Origin of the sequence: Methylobacterium mesophilicum (genome assembly GCF_036441335.1) — a bacterium.
GTDB lineage: Bacteria > Pseudomonadota > Alphaproteobacteria > Rhizobiales > Beijerinckiaceae > Methylobacterium > Methylobacterium mesophilicum_B.
Genome location: NZ_MLBW01000007.1, coordinates 128,344 through 142,317 on the forward strand (window position 1 = coordinate 128,344; position 13,974 = coordinate 142,317).

Here is a 13,974-nt window from a genome sequence, read left to right on the forward strand (position 1 = left end):
GGACGGGCGTCAGAGCGTCATCCCGGCATGGAAGCGGTCGGGGGAGAGCGGCAGCAGGAACTGCACGCCGAAGCCGCCCTCGAAGTAGCGGACCAGCCGGCCCGGCGTGCTGCCGACCGTGACGGCGGCGCCGAGGGGCAGCGGCACCGGGCAGGAGATCGCCACGCCCGACATCGAGATGTCGATGAGGCGCGCCCGGATCTCGCGGCCGCCCTCGACGCGCAGGACCACCGCCGTGTTGGTCGGCACGAGGCGCTCGTGCGAGCGCCCCTCCGGCAGGCCCAGCATCTCCCGGTTCGCCAGCCAAGTGAGCTGGGAGGCGAGCTTGTCGCGCTTGCGCGACGTGGCGTTGAGCTGGACCGCGAACCCGTCCGGGCAGGTGCGGGCCACGACGCCCTCGATCCGGCCGATATGCTCCAGGTAGAGCACCACGCGCTCGCCGACCTCGCCCTTGACCGCGCAGGTCAGCCGCACGCCGCCCGGCGACATGTCCACGGTCTGACAGGGATATTCCCGGCGGTCGGCCAGCATGTAGCGGCCCAGCACCGCGACTCGCACGCGCTGGTGGCGGCGCTGGTCGGCAGCGCCGCGCGCCGGCTCGGCGGCGAGGCCGCGCAGATCAGTTCCAGCGGTGGCCTCGACCGCGATCATTCCGAGATTGGTCCTGCGCCGGGAGAATGGCCGGTGCAGACTAGGCTCGGACTGTTACGAAACCCTTTTTTCCTGCTTCGCGGTCTATCGGCCTTGTAGAAACATCGACTATCGAGCGCCGCGGCGGCGCGCGCGATCGACTTGTGCGCCGAAGATTTCCCGGGCCGCGCCGGCTGATTCGACCGAACGGTCCGTCCCGGAGCGGACGTAATCTTGGACGAATACGGTCCTCAGGCGCGCCCGCCGGCATGGACGAGGAGGTGACCGTGGCGCACCGGTCCGGGGTAGCCCGCGCTCGTGCGCACGGCGGTGCGGGCGGGCGGCGCCGGCTCGCTCCGGCGGCTCGGCAGGATGCGCAGGGAGGTGGTCTCGGCCTGCACGAGCGGGCGCAGGCCGAGCCAGTGCGGCGCGCCGTCGAGGCTGAGGGTGCCCAGGGCGCGGACCTGCGTCCGGCCGCGGTGGCGCAGGGGCAGGAGCAGGAGTTCGAGATCCGCCGCCTCGCCGGCCGCGTTGGTGCCGCGCAGGCCCGCCACGACGCCCAGCGTGTCGCTGGCGACGATCTCGACGATCCGCCACGGATCGGTCGCCCGGGAGCCCCACAGCCGGGCGAAGGGCTCGCCCTTCAGCTCGCGGCCGTACAGGGCGCAGACCCGGGTCCCCGCGAGCCGGATGCTCGCGGAGCGGCTCGGCATGTCGAGTTCCAGGATCAGGCTGTCGGCGAGAAGGTGCCGGATCTCGCCCGGCTCGATCTCGGCGCGTTCCGGCGCGGCCCGTTCTCCGCGCAGGCGCTCCCAGTAGGCGTGGAGCATGCGACTGGTGGGATGCTTCATCGGTGTCCCGATTCTCAACGCCTGTGGTTCATCCCCGGATCATTCTGGCACATCCGCGGGGGTGTGACCGGCCGATCCGGGCGTTCACCGCGTCCGGGCGCACGGGCCGTGCCGCCCCCCGCCCCGCGCGTCGCCGGGCCACCGACGGCGCGCGGGGCGGGGGGTAGCGCGTCGGAGCCGGCGACACAATCGTCGCACCCCGCCGGGCGCGCCGCGGCCATCCGGGACGGATCCGGGGTGAAGACGGGGCGGTGCGTGAAACGGACCGCGATCCGACCGGTCTTTGCGAGCTTCAATACGTCGCCGGGGCTTGCCCGATCGCGTCGCGCCCCGACATGGTGCGGCGATGGACGCCTCCCCCGATTTCCCGCGGCAGAGCCGCGTGCCCGTGTTCAACATGCCGGGCATCGTCACCGCGTCGATCGGGCTGCTCCTGGCGATCCAGGCGGTCCGCGAGTTCCTGCTGCCGGACACCTGGGACATCCGCCTCGTCCTCGACCTCGCGCTGGTGCCGGCGCGCTGGACCCTCTGGTTCGATCCCGGCCGGGCCTCCGAGGTGATCCGCGCCGCCGCCGACACGGGCGATCCGGGCCTGGAGGCGGCCCGCGAAGCCTTCGCTCGCTACATCGTGGGCGAGCACGCGCTCCAGCCCTGGACGCTCGTCACCTACGGGCTGCTGCACGGCTCGTGGATGCACGTGATCTTCAACAGCGTCTGGCTCGCGGCCTTCGGCGCCCCGGTGGCGCGCCGCTGCGGTGCCCTGCGCTGGTGCGCGCTCGCGCTGGCCGGCACGGCGGCCGGCGGACTTCTCCACATCCTGATCGACCCGCTGAGCGCCGGGCCGCTGGTCGGCGCCTCGGCGGGCATCTCGGCCCTGATGGCCGCCGCGGCCCGGTTCGTGTTCCAGCCGCCGGTCTCCGGCTACGGCGCGCCGGCCTGGCAGGTACCGCCGCCCCGGCCCGCCGAGACGATCCCGGAACTGCTGCGCAACCGCACCGCGGTGTCGTTCCTGGTGATCTGGCTCCTGACCAACCTGCTCTTCGGCCTCGTGAGCGTGCCGCTCGTCGGCGAGAACGCCGCCATCGCCTGGGACGCCCATCTCGGCGGCTTCATCGCGGGCTTCTTCCTGTTCCCCCTGGTGGATCCCCGGGAGCCGCGGCGGCACTGAAGCCCACCTTCGGCGCCCGGCACCTTGCCATCCGGCCGGATCGGTCACACACTCGCCACAATGTGAAGGAGTCGGGCCAACCCGGCCGAGAACGCCATCAGGGCGCCGCGGGCTGACGGCGCACCGGACGCGTCACATAGGGAGAGAGCCATGACCGTCGCACGCATCCTCGCCGAGAAGGGCAGCTCCGTCGTCACCGTGGGCCCCGACAAGACCCTCGATGAGGTGATCCAGATCCTCGCCGACAGGCGGATCGGCGCCCTCGTGGTCGCCCGGGCCGACGGGACGGTGGCGGGCATCATCTCCGAGCGGGACATCATGCGGGCGCTCGCCCGGCACGGGGGCTCGGCCTTCGACGCGCCGGTCTCGGCCCACATGACCACCGCGGTCACGACCTGCGGCCGGACCACCACGATCGAGGAGGTCATGACCCTGATGACCGACGGGCGCTTCCGCCACGTGCCGGTCTGCGAGGACGGCCGGCTGATCGGCCTGGTCTCGATCGGCGACGTGGTGGCGCGCAAGATCGCCACCGTCGAGGCCGAGCACCAGGCCCTGCGCGACTACATCACGATGGCGTAGGGGCGCCGGAACGGCGCGTTTCCGTCCCTCGCTTCGGGCTGCTCGCCGATCCACACATCCGCCTTGGCAGGATGGTTTCAGGATCGGGCGCGGGGCCCCTCTCCCGTGCGGGAGAGGGGCCCACCGCGCTCCCTCATCAGCGTCGGTCTCCGCGGGAGACCTGTGAACATCATCGCCTCTTCAGGGTCGGGGGAGCCCGGATCCCGCGTTCCTCTCTGCGCCTGCCTCACGCCTTCACGGGATCGAGCGTGACGTGCCAGAGGTCGGTGTCGGCCGCGTCCTTGAGGGTCACCGTCATCTGCTCGGTGGCGCCGTCCACCGCCACGTGGCCGAAGAACTGGTAGCCGGCGGCCGGCGACAGGTTCACCTGCCCCTTGTCGGGCGCCTTCACGTAGCGCAGCTGCGGCCCGAACGTGTTGTCCAGCGCGTTCGGCCCGAAGGTGCCGGCGTGGAGCGGCCCGGAGACGAACTCCCAGAACGGGTCGAAATCCTGGAACTGCGCCTTGTTGGGGTCGTAGTAGTGGGCGGCCGTGTAGTGCACGTCGGCCGTGAGCCAGACCGTGTTGCGGATCCCGGCGCTCTTGATGAAGCGCAGGAGGTCGGCGATCTCCAGCTCGCGACCGAGCGGCGGCCCGTCGCCCTGCGCCACCGCCTCCGAGCCGAAGTTGCGGTCCACGTCGTAGGTCACCACGAGGCCGAGCGGCATGTCGGCGGCGATCACCTTCCAGGTCGCGCGGGACTCGAGCAGCGCCCGCTTCAGCCACGCGATCTGCCGCGGCCCGAGGAAGTAGGATTCGGGCCCGTACGCCGTCTGCCGGTTCTCGCCGTTCGGCCCCCGGTAGGAGCGCATGTCGAGCATGAACACGTCGACCAGCGGGCCGTAGCCGATCTTGCGGTAGACCCGGCCGGGCTCCGACGGCTCGAAGCGCATCGGCATGTACTCGTGGAAGGCCTTCGCGGCCCGCAGCTGCAGCGCCAGGACGTTCGGGTCGGCGTACTTCTTCTTCAGGTGCTCGGCCCGGGTGAGGGGCTCGCCCGGCCACCAGTTGTTGGTGACCTCGTGGTCGTCCCACTGGGCCAGGATCGGCACGGCGGCGTTCATCGCCAGCACGTTCCGGTCGGTGAGGTTGTACTTGTGCCGGCCGCGGAACTCCGCGAGCGTCTCGGCGGGCTTGGCGACCTCCTCGGTCACCCGGTTGCGCCACAGGCTGCCGTCGGGGAGCTTCACCTCGGACTGGATCGGCCCGTCGGCGTAGATCGTGTCGCCGGAATGGATGAAGAAGTCCGGCCGGTTCTTCAGGATGGCGGAGTAGATCGTCATGCCGCCGCGGGCCTCGTCGATGCCCCAGCCCTGGCCGGCCGTGTCGCCCGACCAGCAGAACGAGACCGAGCGCCGGTCCGCCGGCGCGGTCCGGAACCGCCCGACCTGGGCCGGCCCGACGATGGTCGGCGCGGCGACGTCCTCCAGGCGGACCCGGTAGAACACGTCCTGGCCGGCCGGCAGCCCGGTCAGCGCCACCTTCACGGTGCCGTCGGTCTCCGGCAGGGCGTCGGCGAAGACGCCGCCGCGGATGTCGGCGAAGCTCTCGGTGGTCGCCCACTCGACGATCGCCCGGGCGGGCCGGTCGGACCGGGCCCAGACCACCGCCGAGTCGGTGCCGACGTCGCCCGACTGGAGGCCGTGGGTCAGGAGCGGCCGGTCGGCGGCGCGGCTCAGGCCGGGCCGTCCGAGGCCCGTGGCCAGCCCGACGAGGCCGGCGCCTCCGGACAGCAGGATCTGACGGCGACTCGTATACATTGGAGGTCCTCCAGCATGCCCGGCGCCCATCGCAGGCGGCCACGACAACCGGATGACGGCCCCCTCCGGACGGCGCGCGCCCGGACCCCTCAGGCCCGCGCGGCCGCGCCTTCCAGCACGGCCCGGATCCGGGGCAGGGCGGCGCGGGCGGCGCGGTGCCCGAGGGCGATGCCCTCCGCGGCCCGGTGGAAATCGAACAGCCCGAAGGCGGCGAGATCCGGGCCGATGGCCACGTCCGGCGGGTCGCGCTCCAGCCGCGCCCGCGAGATCCGGTCCTGCGTGGTGTTGAACGCGTCCAGCACCACCCGGGCGATGCCCGGCACGGCGATCTCGGGCTCGGGCCGGTCGAAGCCCGGCAGGCGCCCGCGCACCCCCTGCAGGAAGCCCCGGCGCGGCGGGGGCGGGTGCGGCGCCTCGCGCGCGACCGGGCCTCCGGTGTCGCCGTTGAGGTTCACGCAGATGACGAGGTCGGCCCCGAGCGCCCGGGCGAGCGCCACCGGCACCGGGTTGACCAGCGTCCCGTCCATCAGCACGCGGCCGTCATGGGCCACCGGCGGGAACAGGCCGGGGATCGCGTAGGAGGCGCGCACCGCGTCCACCGCCGGGCCCTCGGTCAGGCTGACCTCGTGACCGGTCCCGTACTCGGTGGCGACGCAGCCGAAGCGGATCGGCAGCGTCTCGATCCGGCGCGCGCCGAGATCCGCGGCGAGGCGCTGGCGCAGGCGGTTGCCGGCGATCAGGCCGGAGCCCGGCAGGCGGGGATCGATGAGCCCCACGACCCGGCGCCGGGTCAGCGCCCGGGCGAAGGCCTCGAGCCGGTCGAGGCGCCCGGCCGCGTAGCAGGCGCCGACCACGGCGCCGATGGAGCAGCCGGCCACCACGGTCGGCGTGATGCCGGCCTCCTCCAGGGCGCGGATCACCCCGATATGCGCCCAGCCCCGGGCCGAGCCGCCCCCGAGGGCGAGCCCGACCTGCGGGCCGGGGCTCGGCGGCGGGCGGACCGGCTCGACGGTCCCGGGCGGGAAATGCGGGTCGGCGGACTCGTCTTGCCACCGCGTGGCAAGAGGGCGGTTCATCGCCCGGCGGCTTTCAGGACGACCCGGCCGTCCGCCTCCCGGACGACGCTGCGGTAGAAGCAGTCGCGCCGGCCGGTGTGGCAGCAGCCGCCGTCGCCGCCGACCTCGACGCGGATCAGCAGGGCGTCCTGGTCGCAGTCGACCCGCATCTCGACGACGCGCTGGATCTGGCCGCTGGTCGCGCCCTTGTGCCAGAGCTCCCGGCGCGAGCGCGACCAGTACCAGGCCTCGCCGGTCTCGAGGGTGCGCGCCAGCGACTCGGCGTTCATGTGGGCGAGCATCAGCACCTGCCCGTCGCGCGCGTCGACCGCGATGCAGGCGACGAGGCCGTCGCGGTCGAACCGGGGCGTGAGAGCCGTGCCCTCCTCGATCTCGGCGCGGGTGCCGGGGGGAGCGAAGGCGGTGTCGCGCGCGGTCATGGTCGAGACGTCGCCCGGGGCTACTTGGCGCCGCCGCGCACCAGGGTCAGGAAGCGGACCTGCTCGTTGGCGTTGTCCTTGAAGACGCCGCGGAACTGGCTGGTGATGGTCGAGACGCCGGCCTTCTGGACGCCGCGCATCGCCATGCAGAGGTGCTCGGCCTCGACCATCACGGCGACGCCGCGGGGCTTGAGGATGCTCTCGATCACGTCGGCGATCTGGGCGGTCATGGTCTCCTGCGTCTGCAGGCGGCGGGCGAAGGTGTCGACCACGCGGGCGAGCTTCGACAGGCCGACCACGCCGCGGGTCGGGTAGTAGGCGATGTGGGCGAGGCCCATGAACGGCACCATGTGGTGCTCGCAGTGGGAGTGGAACGGGATGTCGCGCACCAGCACGATGTCCGAGTAGCCCTCGACCTCCTCGAACACGCGCTCCAGCAGCTTCTCGGCATCGACGCCGTAGCCGCCGAACAGCTGCTCGTAGGCCTTGGTGACCCGGGCCGGGGTGTCGAGCAGGCCCTCGCGGGTCGGGTCGTCGCCGGCCCAGCGCAGGAGGGTCCGCACGGCGGCCTCGGCCTCGGCGCGGCTCGGGCGGCCGGTCTCGATCCCGTCCGGGACGCGGGTCGCGGAAGCCGGCTCCGGCGCCACCTCGACGGGGCGGCCGTCATCGGCGGGCCGATTGTCGTTGCGCATGCCGTTCAGCCCTTGCCCCTCGATCCCGTTCCGGTCGAAACCCTGGCCGTCACCCTGGTAGGACAAGGATTTGAGCGCGGCATCCATGGCATCTCCGGCCCGCGCGATGCGGGACTTCATCGGGGTGCTGTCGGGCTTGGCGTACATCGTCGGATCGCGTCGGGCGTTCGAGGGAAGATCCCGGGCTCGAAAAGGTTTCAAGCCGGCGCCCCGGGATGGACGAAAGGCCGTGGGAACCACCGTGGCCGTGGGCGCGACCCTGGTCGACGGCCCGCCTCCTCGCGAAGCGGCCGCATCGGGCCTATATCATCGTTCGCGGCGCAACGCGCAATGCGCGATGCACGCGGCAGAGCCCCGATGGGCAGTGTGCCTCCGGCCGAGGACCCGATGCTCGACGACATCTACAACCGCCGTATCCTGGAACTCGCCGCCGACATCCCCCGGCTCGGCCGGCTCGAGAATCCGGACGCGAGCGCCACGGCCCATTCCCGCCTGTGCGGCTCGACCGTGACGGTCGACCTCGTCCTGGGCGCGGATGGCCGGGTCGCGGATTTCGCCCAGGAGGTCCGGGCCTGCGCGCTGGGGCAGGCCTCCTCGTCGCTGATGGGCCGGCACGTGGTCGGCGCCACCCCGGAGGAGCTGCGCGGCCTCCGGGAGACCATGCGGTCCATGCTCAAGGAGAACGGCCCGGCGCCGGACGGGGCCTGGGCGGACCTCGCGGTGCTCGAGCCGGTGCGGGATTTCAAGGCGCGCCACGCCTCGACGCTCCTCACCTTCGACGCGGTGGTGGACGCCCTCGACCAGATCGCCGCCAAGCGGCAGGCCGCCTGACGGCATGGTCCGGCGCGCCGCCCACTGGGCGATCCGCGGCTACCAGCTGACGCTGTCGGGCCTGATCGGGCGCCAGTGCCGCCACTGGCCGAGCTGCTCGGAGTACACCGACACCGCCATCGCCCGGCACGGGCTCTGGCCCGGCAGCTGGATGGGCTTCGCCCGGATCTGCCGCTGCGGGCCGTTCGGCACCCACGGCATCGACCTCGTGCCGGAGCGCCTGCCCGCCGGGGCGGCGTGGTACCGCCCCTGGGCCTACGGCCGCTGGCGCGGCGTCGAGGCGCCGCCGTCACCGTTCGCCTGCGAGGCCGTGGCGCAGGAGGTCGACGCCCGCTAGGGCGCGTTCCCGTTCTGTTTCACGTGAAACACGCCCGCCGAACCCCCGTCCCGGGACGGGGGCTCGCGTTCCACGGAGGCTGGCTCCGGCGATGATCGCGACCGCCGCGGCACCTCAGGACGGGGCGCGGATCGCCGCCCCGTCACTCGCCGAGTCTCACGCAGCGCGGCTGGCCGCGAGCTTCTCGGCGAACTCGATCGCCTCGATGAGGCTGCGCTCGTTGGCGACGCCGGTGCCGGCGATGTCGAAGGCGGTGCCGTGATCGACCGAGGTGCGGATGATCGGCAGGCCCAGGGTGATGTTCACGCCCGACAGGTCCATCCACTTCCCCGTGGCCGGGTCGATCTCGAAGCCGAGCAGCTTTACCGGGATGTGCCCCTGGTCGTGGTACATCGCCACCACCGCGTCGTACTGGCCCGCCCGCAGCTTCACGAACACCGTGTCGCCCGGCACCGGGCCGTGCACGTCGAGCCCGTCGGCGTTGGCCTTCTCGATCACCGGCGCGCTGACGTCGATGTCCTGGCGCCCGAACAGGCCGCCCTCGCCGGCATGGGGGTTGAGCGCGGCGACCGCGATCTTCGGCCTCGCCAGGCCGAGCCCCTTCAGGGCCCGGTCGGTGAGGTCGATGACGAGGCGCAGCCGCTCCGGGGTCAGGCGCTTGGGCACGTCCTCCAGGGCGACGTGGGTGGTGACGTGGGAGACCCGCATGTTGCCGTGGGCCAGCATCATCACCGAGCCGCGCACGCCGGTGAGTTCGGCCAGCATCTCGGTGTGGCCGGCGTAGTGGTAGCCGGCCCTGTTGAGCGCCTCCTTGTTGAGCGGCGCGGTGACGATGCCGCCGATCCGGCCGGCCAGGGCGAGGCGAACGCCGGCCTCGATCGCCTTGTAGGCGAAGCGGCCGCCGTCGGCCGAGAGCCGGCCGGGCTCGATCGGCGCGCCCTCGGCGTCGGCCTGCAGGCAGCACAGCGCCGGCCAGTCGCCGTCCTCGGCGACCTCGGGGATCGGCTCGGGCAGGAGGCCGAGCGCGGCTTCCGCCCGGTGCAGGGCCGGGGCGCTGCCGATGATCACGAGCCTGAGATCGCCCGCCTCGATGCGGTCCCTCAGCCGGGCGGCGGCCTTGACGATGATCTCCGGGCCGATGCCGGCCGGATCGCCCATGGTGATGGCGAGAGGTTGGGTCACGCGTCGCTCCTGCTGCGCGGAAAGCCGTTCTGGTGAAGAAGATCGCGCCAGACGCCCTCTGTTCCGAAGGCGCCGGACTTGGACACGACCGGCAGGCCGTCCCAGCGGCCGCCCCGGAGCGTGGAGCGGGGCAGGCCGGGCGCGATCTGCCCGGTGACGTCGAGGCGCGCGGCGGCGAGGGCGAGGCAGAGGGCCTTCAGGGTCTCGCCGCCGGCGACCAGCAGCGTGCCGGGCCGCGGGATGCGGTCGATCACGCCCGCGAAGGCGNCCGGCACCCCGACCGCCCGCAGGGCCTCGGCGATGTCGCCCGAGACCGGCTCGAAACCGTCGCCGCGCCGGGCGAGCTGCCGCCCGCCCTCCGTCCGGCGCCCCTGGTACGGGAAGGCCGGCGCCACGACGCAGCGCGCCCAGGAGCCGGTTTGCAGCACCGCCGCGAGTTCCGCCGCCCAGGGGCCGCGCAGCAGGCTGTCGACCTTCTTGAAGGCGATGTCGGCGCCGTCGAGCAGGGGGGCGAGGGCGCCGACGATCCGCCCGGCGGCCTCCGTGGAGACCTCCCGCGTGCCGGCATCGATCGCCAGGCAGCCGGCAGCCCGCCCCGTCAGGGTCTCCGGCCACGCGACCGGGATCGTTCCGCACAGGCCGGTGAAGCCCGCGGCCGTGTCGAGGGTGCCGGTGAGATCGTCGGCGATGAGGCGCAGGCGTGTCATGTCGGGCGCATCGTGGCGGGAGCCTCGCTGGCCGCGCCGCCCGGTCGAGCGCGGCTCGCGTGCATGTTGTCAGGTTGTCGCGAGCCATACAGACCGGCCGGCGCGGCGGTCAAGCGTGCGACGGTCAAGCGCGTGGCAGGCAGGCGCGGTTCAGGCACGCGTGCGGCGGACCGCCGCCGGGTCGGGCGGGCCGGAGCGGGACGGAGACAGCGCCGACGCCGTCCGGGGACGCCTCCGCGGAGCGAGCGGGCTGCGCCGAGTCGGCGATGCGCCCGGGCACTTGTCAACATTTGCACCATTCCGGCCGCGAGTTGCGCGGACTTGTCGAAAGGTTGTAGCAGCCCGGCCGGGGGGACGGCGGGTGCCAGGACCCGGAACAGGGCGGCACCGGAAGGGCGACCCATGCAGATTCCCATCAAGCGCTCCCTGGAGCGCGTGCCCGGCGGCCTGATGGTGGTGCCGCTGTTCCTCGGCGCGATCCTCCACACGCTCTTCCCGGACACCGCGACCTTCTTCGGCTCGTTCACCGGCGCCCTGTTCAACGGCGCCCTGCCGATCCTGGCGGTGTTCTTCGTCTGCATGGGCGCGGGCATCGATTTCCGCGCCGCCCCAGCGATCGCCCGCAAGGGCGGCGTGCTGCTGGCCGCCAAGGTCGGTGTCGCGGCGATCATGGGCGTGGTGGTCGGCCAGCTCCTCGGTGAGGCGCCGGTGGTCGGGGGCGCCTTCGCGGGGCTGTCGACCCTCGCGATCGTCGCCGCCATGAACGACACCAACGGCGGGCTCTATCTCGCCCTGATGGGCCAGTTCGGCCGCCCGAAGGATGCGGGCGCCTACGCGATCATGAGCCTCGAATCCGGGCCGTTCCTCACCATGGTGACCCTCGGGCTGGCGGGCCTGTCGGCCTTCCCGTGGCCGACGCTGGTGGGCAGCATCCTGCCGCTGCTGATCGGGATGATCCTCGGCAACCTCGACCGCGACATGCGCGCCTTCCTGTCGGGGGCGGCGCCGGTGATGATCCCGTTCTTCGCCTTCGCCCTCGGCTTCGGGCTCGACCTCGCCAAGATCTGGCAGGCGGGCCTCCTCGGCATCGGCCTCGGCGCGGCGGTCGTGGCGATCACCGGGGCGGTCCTGTTCGTCGCCGACCGGCTCACCGGGGGCAACGGCGTGGCGGGAGTCGCCGCCGCCTCGACGGCCGGCAACGCCGCCGCCGTGCCGGCGATCATCGCGGCCGCCAACCCGGCCTACAGGGAGGCCGCCGGGCCCGCCACCGTGCTGGTGGCGGCGAGCGTGGTAGTCACGGCGCTGCTCGTGCCGCTGGTGACCGCCTTCGTGGCGGCGCGGGTCCGACCGGAAGCGGCCGAAGCGGATCCGGCGCCGCTGCCCAGGCCCGCGCCGAGCACGCCCTGAGGCGCGTCGCCGGCCGGCCGCGCGGGACGCGCGGCCGGCGGCAACCGAAGCCTCCGAGTCCGGTTGTCCTTCCAGGGAGCGCGGCGGGGCCGCGCCTGACGGCGAACCGGAGCGGGCACAGCATGTCGACCGAATCCAGAGGCAAGACGCATATCGACATCTACGATCGCGCCACCCGCGAGGAGTGGGCGCAGCGTTTCGGCGTCAGCGAGGAGCGTCTGCGCAAGGCCGTGACCATGGTCGGGAGCCGGATCACCAGCGTCGCGGCCTATCTCGACAAGCCGGCCTCCTGAGGCGGGCGCCATGGAAGTGCCCCCCGATTTCCATCCGCCTCCGGATCATCCGATGGCGGGGACACAGGCGCCCGGATCCGCGCCCGGGTCCGCGTCCGGCTCCGCCCCGGGACCCGCGTCGGATCCCGCATCCGGGGCCGACGGAGCGGCACTGCCGCCTTCGGCACGGTCGCCTGACGCCATCACGTTCGAGCAGATCCGCGAGCGGGCCTACGAGCTCTGGGAGCGCAACCACCGGCCCGAGGGCTTCGAGATCGAGTTCTGGCTGCTGGCCGAGCGGGAACTGCGCAAGGAGCGGGATCGCCTGAAGGCCGACGGGGCGCCGGCGGCCCCGAGAGCCGAGCCGCCGCCGGGCTGAGGACGTCCGATCGCCTCCTGAGACGGCCCCGGGTCGCGGCGGATCCGGGGCCGGCCCTCAGGCCTCGATCGCCGCGCGGGCTTCCTTCACCGCCGCCTCGAAGGCGACGAACGCCGTGGTCGCCGAGTCCCAGGTCTGGCTGCGCACGTGGCGGACCAGGGCTGCTGCCTGCTCCCGGGCCTGCGCCAGGGGCTTCTCGATGGCCGCCGGCCGGGTCGCGTCGGCGGGGATCCCCTCCGGCGGCGTGTCGGTCGAGCGCATGCCGACCAGGGTCGCCGCGATGGCGCGGCGCCACGCGGCGCAGTCCGCCGACAGGCGGATCACCCGCTGGTCCGCAGTGGTTCCGGTCTGCCGGTCGAGCAGCGTGCGGCCGAGATCCTCGATCCGTCCGAGCTGCGCGAGGGCGTCACCGATCTCCCGGCGGGCCTTGTCGGTCCCTTCCGCGATCCGGCCGACGTTCTGGGCGATGTCGCCGGTGGCCTGCATCTGCTGGCCGAGGATCTCCGAGGCCTCGCGCATCTGCGCGGCGACGCTCGCGACCGCGCCGCTCTCGGCCTCGACGCGGGCATTGGCCCGCACCATCGCGGCCGCGCCGGCCTCGACGGCGTTGCGGCTGCGCGACACGGCCGCCTGCATCGCGGCCATCTCCTCGCGCAGGCCGCTGACCCGCGCCCGGATCTCGTCCGTCGCCTTCGCGGTCTGCGCCGACAGCGTCTTCACCTCGGCGGCGACCACAGCGAAGCCGCGCCCGGCCTCGCCGGCCCGGGCGGCCTCGATCGTGGCGTTGAGGGCCAGCAGGTTGGTCTGGGCGGAGATCGCCGCGATGGTGCCGGCCATCTCCTCGATCCGCAGCGCGGCGGTCGAGAAGCTGTCGAGCCGGCTCCCGATCTCCTCGGTGCCCTCCTCGATCCCGCGCATGCCGTCGGTGGCCCGGTGCAGGTCGCCCACGCAGGTGGCGATGCCGGCCCGGGCCGTCTCGGCCATCTCGGCCGCCGACGAGGAGCGGGCGGCGATCTCACCCGTGGTCGCGGCGAGTTCCTCGCTGGCGGCCGCGATGAGTCGGGCCTGCTCGGCGGTGCCGGAGGCGTCGTGGGTCATCCAGCCGATCGAGGTGCCGGCGTCGGACGCGGAGGCGGACAGGCGCGCCAGGAGGGCCAGCCATTCCCGATCGACGGCCGGTTCCGTGATGGGCGGCGGTGCCGTCTCGACCGGCGCAGCAACGGTCGTCTCGACCGGTGCGGTCGCCATCACCGGGGTTGCTAGCGCGTCAGGGACCTGACGCTGCCGGCGCAAACTGAACATGCGGGCCTCTCCGACACTCTAATCGGGGCGCATGGTCACACAGAACCTTCAACCAATGGTGAAGGATAGACTAGTCTCTCGACTAGCGTTTCGGGGCACCGGTGCGGTGCAAAAGGTCTTCTGCGAGAAGTTGCGCCCCCAGATAGCGCTCTATCTGGGGGCGCAATGCTTCATTCGCCGGTCAGAGCCGCCTTGGTGCGGGACCACCAGCCGGCGCGCTTCGGCCGATCCGGATCGGACGGCGGCGTCAGCACGATGGCCACGGGCTCGGGCGCCGGCTCGGCGGGGGCGGCCTCGGGCGACGCGGCTTCGGGCGACGCGGCTTCGGCCTGCGCGCCGAC

General features: G+C 73.2%; 16 protein-coding genes. 7 read left to right on the top strand and 9 right to left on the bottom strand.

Annotated elements, in window-relative coordinates; all coding sequences use genetic code 11:
* Positions 1 to 9: 9 nt before the first annotated feature.
* Both MMR14E_RS05815 and MMR14E_RS05820 read right to left on the bottom strand, forming a co-directional pair.
* The gene (locus tag MMR14E_RS05815) at positions 10 to 651 is read right to left on the bottom strand and encodes a PilZ domain-containing protein (protein WP_331313243.1); all 642 of its coding nucleotides are present in this window, start codon (positions 649 to 651) and stop codon (positions 10 to 12) included.
* A gap of 230 nt (positions 652 to 881) precedes the next feature.
* The gene (locus MMR14E_RS05820) at positions 882 to 1,481 is read right to left on the bottom strand and encodes a PAS domain-containing protein (protein ID WP_331313244.1); all 600 of its coding nucleotides are present in this window, start codon (positions 1,479 to 1,481) and stop codon (positions 882 to 884) included.
* Between the two features lie 346 nt (positions 1,482 to 1,827).
* On the opposite strand from MMR14E_RS05820, the gene MMR14E_RS05825 reads away from it, so the two are divergent.
* Complete coding sequence (locus MMR14E_RS05825; RefSeq protein WP_331291751.1) at positions 1,828 to 2,649, top strand: rhomboid family intramembrane serine protease; 822 nt, start codon at positions 1,828 to 1,830, stop codon at positions 2,647 to 2,649.
* Between the two features lie 150 nt (positions 2,650 to 2,799).
* Positions 2,800 to 3,231 (top strand): CBS domain-containing protein, encoded by a 432-nt coding sequence (locus tag MMR14E_RS05830; protein ID WP_331313245.1) that lies wholly within the window; start codon positions 2,800 to 2,802, stop codon positions 3,229 to 3,231.
* Positions 3,232 to 3,457: 226 nt separating this feature from the next.
* Here the strand turns inward: MMR14E_RS05830 and MMR14E_RS05835 are convergent, their stop codons facing one another.
* From MMR14E_RS05835 to folE, 4 genes are all read right to left on the bottom strand, one after another.
* A complete protein-coding gene (locus MMR14E_RS05835; protein WP_331313246.1) occupies positions 3,458 to 5,029 on the bottom strand; it encodes an alkaline phosphatase D family protein in 1,572 nt (523 codons plus the stop codon).
* An 89-nt stretch (positions 5,030 to 5,118) separates the two neighbouring features.
* Positions 5,119 to 6,105, bottom strand: a complete 987-nt coding sequence (locus MMR14E_RS05840) for a patatin-like phospholipase family protein (RefSeq protein WP_331313247.1) — start codon at positions 6,103 to 6,105, stop codon at positions 5,119 to 5,121.
* Positions 6,102 to 6,524: a phosphoribosyl-AMP cyclohydrolase gene (gene hisI, locus MMR14E_RS05845; RefSeq protein ID WP_020091162.1), complete on the bottom strand. Its 423-nt coding sequence runs from the start codon at positions 6,522 to 6,524 to the stop codon at positions 6,102 to 6,104. Before hisI ends, MMR14E_RS05840 begins: the two co-directional genes overlap by 4 nt.
* A gap of 20 nt (positions 6,525 to 6,544) precedes the next feature.
* Positions 6,545 to 7,363: a GTP cyclohydrolase I FolE gene (gene folE / locus MMR14E_RS05850; protein ID WP_331313248.1), complete on the bottom strand. Its 819-nt coding sequence runs from the start codon at positions 7,361 to 7,363 to the stop codon at positions 6,545 to 6,547.
* 240 nt (positions 7,364 to 7,603) lie between these two features.
* Here folE and MMR14E_RS05855 point away from each other — a divergent pair, with 240 nt between their 5' ends.
* Entirely contained in the window at positions 7,604 to 8,047 is a 444-nt protein-coding gene (locus MMR14E_RS05855; protein WP_331313257.1) for an iron-sulfur cluster assembly scaffold protein, read from the top strand.
* Between the two features lie 4 nt (positions 8,048 to 8,051).
* Entirely contained in the window at positions 8,052 to 8,384 is a 333-nt protein-coding gene (gene yidD, locus MMR14E_RS05860) for a membrane protein insertion efficiency factor YidD (RefSeq protein ID WP_331313249.1), read from the top strand.
* A gap of 156 nt (positions 8,385 to 8,540) precedes the next feature.
* Here yidD and pdxA read toward each other — a convergent pair whose 3' ends face one another.
* Both pdxA and MMR14E_RS05870 read right to left on the bottom strand, forming a co-directional pair.
* Positions 8,541 to 9,566: a 4-hydroxythreonine-4-phosphate dehydrogenase PdxA gene (gene pdxA, locus MMR14E_RS05865; RefSeq protein ID WP_331313250.1), complete on the bottom strand. Its 1,026-nt coding sequence runs from the start codon at positions 9,564 to 9,566 to the stop codon at positions 8,541 to 8,543.
* Entirely contained in the window at positions 9,563 to 10,273 is a 711-nt protein-coding gene (locus MMR14E_RS05870; RefSeq protein ID WP_331313251.1) for a four-carbon acid sugar kinase family protein, read from the bottom strand. The genes pdxA and MMR14E_RS05870 overlap by 4 nt, the downstream gene beginning before the upstream one ends.
* A gap of 402 nt (positions 10,274 to 10,675) precedes the next feature.
* On the opposite strand from MMR14E_RS05870, the gene MMR14E_RS05875 reads away from it, so the two are divergent.
* The 3 genes from MMR14E_RS05875 (at position 10,676) to MMR14E_RS05885 (ending at position 12,331) form a co-directional block, all read left to right on the top strand.
* Positions 10,676 to 11,680 (top strand): 2-keto-3-deoxygluconate permease, encoded by a 1,005-nt coding sequence (locus MMR14E_RS05875; protein ID WP_331313252.1) that lies wholly within the window; start codon positions 10,676 to 10,678, stop codon positions 11,678 to 11,680.
* A 122-nt stretch (positions 11,681 to 11,802) separates the two neighbouring features.
* Positions 11,803 to 11,973, top strand: coding sequence for a DUF3606 domain-containing protein (locus MMR14E_RS05880; protein ID WP_331313253.1), 171 nt, complete (start codon positions 11,803 to 11,805; stop codon positions 11,971 to 11,973).
* Positions 11,974 to 12,025: 52 nt separating this feature from the next.
* Positions 12,026 to 12,331: a DUF2934 domain-containing protein gene (locus tag MMR14E_RS05885; RefSeq protein ID WP_419539304.1), complete on the top strand. Its 306-nt coding sequence runs from the start codon at positions 12,026 to 12,028 to the stop codon at positions 12,329 to 12,331.
* A gap of 57 nt (positions 12,332 to 12,388) precedes the next feature.
* Here the strand turns inward: MMR14E_RS05885 and MMR14E_RS05890 are convergent, their stop codons facing one another.
* Positions 12,389 to 13,633: a methyl-accepting chemotaxis protein gene (locus tag MMR14E_RS05890; RefSeq protein WP_331313254.1), complete on the bottom strand. Its 1,245-nt coding sequence runs from the start codon at positions 13,631 to 13,633 to the stop codon at positions 12,389 to 12,391.
* Positions 13,634 to 13,974: the final 341 nt, after the last annotated feature.

Excerpts from the sequence above, each read along its gene's own strand:
- MMR14E_RS05815 (WP_331313243.1), bottom strand. The coding sequence starts at position 651 with ATGATCGCGGTCGAGGCCACCGCTGGAACTGATCTGCGCGGCCTCGCC.
- MMR14E_RS05820 (WP_331313244.1), bottom strand. The coding sequence starts at position 1,481 with ATGAAGCATCCCACCAGTCGCATGCTCCACGCCTACTGGGAGCGCCTG.
- MMR14E_RS05825 (WP_331291751.1), top strand. The coding sequence starts at position 1,828 with ATGGACGCCTCCCCCGATTTCCCGCGGCAGAGCCGCGTGCCCGTGTTC.
- MMR14E_RS05830 (WP_331313245.1), top strand. The coding sequence starts at position 2,800 with ATGACCGTCGCACGCATCCTCGCCGAGAAGGGCAGCTCCGTCGTCACC.
- MMR14E_RS05835 (WP_331313246.1), bottom strand. The coding sequence starts at position 5,029 with ATGTATACGAGTCGCCGTCAGATCCTGCTGTCCGGAGGCGCCGGCCTC.
- MMR14E_RS05840 (WP_331313247.1), bottom strand. The coding sequence starts at position 6,105 with ATGAACCGCCCTCTTGCCACGCGGTGGCAAGACGAGTCCGCCGACCCG.
- hisI (WP_020091162.1), bottom strand. The coding sequence starts at position 6,524 with ATGACCGCGCGCGACACCGCCTTCGCTCCCCCCGGCACCCGCGCCGAG.
- folE (WP_331313248.1), bottom strand. The coding sequence starts at position 7,363 with ATGTACGCCAAGCCCGACAGCACCCCGATGAAGTCCCGCATCGCGCGG.
- MMR14E_RS05855 (WP_331313257.1), top strand. The coding sequence starts at position 7,604 with ATGCTCGACGACATCTACAACCGCCGTATCCTGGAACTCGCCGCCGAC.
- yidD (WP_331313249.1), top strand. The coding sequence starts at position 8,052 with ATGGTCCGGCGCGCCGCCCACTGGGCGATCCGCGGCTACCAGCTGACG.
- MMR14E_RS05875 (WP_331313252.1), top strand. The coding sequence starts at position 10,676 with ATGCAGATTCCCATCAAGCGCTCCCTGGAGCGCGTGCCCGGCGGCCTG.
- MMR14E_RS05880 (WP_331313253.1), top strand. The coding sequence starts at position 11,803 with ATGTCGACCGAATCCAGAGGCAAGACGCATATCGACATCTACGATCGC.
- MMR14E_RS05885 (WP_419539304.1), top strand. The coding sequence starts at position 12,026 with ATGGCGGGGACACAGGCGCCCGGATCCGCGCCCGGGTCCGCGTCCGGC.
- MMR14E_RS05890 (WP_331313254.1), bottom strand. The coding sequence starts at position 13,633 with ATGTTCAGTTTGCGCCGGCAGCGTCAGGTCCCTGACGCGCTAGCAACC.